Annotated in this window: 1 protein-coding gene; it reads left to right on the top strand. The window is 63.5% G+C overall.

The window, feature by feature from the left end:
• Nucleotides 1–1069: glutamate-1-semialdehyde 2,1-aminomutase (hemL, locus tag AC1D0P_RS25520; RefSeq protein ID WP_477679287.1), on the top strand; the 1069-nt coding region annotated here is incomplete at its 5' end.
• Nucleotides 1070–1526 lie beyond the last annotated feature (457 nt).

The raw sequence follows: 1526 nt of genomic DNA, 5'->3' as shown, positions 1-1526 counted from the left end.
GCAGAAGGCCGCGCTGGAGGGCTTTTCCTACGGCGCGCCCACCGAACGCGAGGTCGAGCTGGCCGAAGAAATCGTGCGGCTGGTGCCCTCGCTCGAAATGGTRCGGCTGGTGAGTTCCGGCACTGAAGCGGCCATGAGCGCCATCCGCCTGGCGCGCGGCGCCACAGGGCGCAGCAAGATCATCAAATTCGAGGGCTGCTACCACGGCCATGCCGACGCCCTGCTGGTCAAGGCCGGCTCCGGCCTGGCCACCTTCGGCAACCCGACCAGCGCCGGCGTGCCGCCCGAAGTGGTGCAGCACACCCTGGTGCTCGAATACAACCACATCGCCCAGCTCGAAGAAGCCTTTGCCCTGCACGGCAAGGATATCGCCTGCCTGATGATCGAGCCCATCGCCGGCAACATGAATTTCGTGCGCGCCAGCCTGCCCTTCATGAAACGTTGCCGCGAACTGTGCACGCAGCACGGCGCGCTGCTGGTATTCGACGAAGTCATGACCGGTTTTCGCGTGGCCCTGGGCGGCGCGCAAAGCGTCTATGCCCGCGGCATTCCCGGCTTCAAGCCCGACATGACGGTCATGGGCAAGGTCATTGGCGGCGGCATGCCGCTGGCGGCCTTTGGCGGCACCCGCGCCGTGATGGAACAACTCGCCCCCCTGGGCCCGGTCTACCAGGCCGGCACGCTCTCCGGCAACCCGGTCGCCACCGCCTGCGGCCTGGCCACCCTGCGCGAGATCTCGAAACCGGGTTTTTACGAAGCCTTGGGCGAACGCACCCGCAGCCTGGTCGCCGGCCTCACGCAGGCGGCAGCCAAGGCCGGTGTGCCGTTTAGCGGCGACAGCGAAGGCGGCATGTTCGGCTTTTTCCTGCTGGGGCAATTGCCGCAGAACTACGCCACGGTGATGACCACCGACGGGGCGTCGTTCAATCGCTTCTTCCATGCGATGCTGGACAGCGGGGTTTATTACGCGCCTGCGTTGTATGAAGCCGGGTTTGTCAGCTCGGCTCATACCGCTGGGGATATTGAGGCTACTGTGGAAGCGGCTGATCGGTTTTTTGCTGCTTCCTAGGTTGTTCTAGCGGTTGGGTTCTCTTCTGAGTCCTGTTGGCCGGGGGTTGCCCGGCGGCAAGTAACTTTCTTTTGCTTCGCCAAAAGAAAGTCACCAAAGAAAAGGCGACCCGCAGTCTGGGTCCCCTGCGCTTCGCTACGGGGCAACCTGCGGTGCTCGAGCCAAGCGGGGTCCGGCTAAACTCGCTTCGCTCAGACAACGCCGGCCCTGATCCGCTTGTCTCTGCGCTCCTCGGCCCAGCCAGGACGGGGCAATCGGGARCGGGRACAGAAGACAAATACCAAAGAAACAAACCAAGACAAACAAGGACWCGCCRWGGCGWGTCCTTGTTTCTTCTGTATTCGGTATTGGTGTTCCTTCCCCACCCCTTGTGGATGCGCCGAGGAGCGCAGGGCCAGACGGATCAGGGATCGCGTTGTTTGAGCCGAAGGCGAGTTTAGCGAGACCCCGTCTGGAC

Source organism: Polaromonas sp. P1_G2 (assembly GCF_056405515.1).
This window is presented reverse-complemented; position numbering and strand designations above follow the sequence as displayed.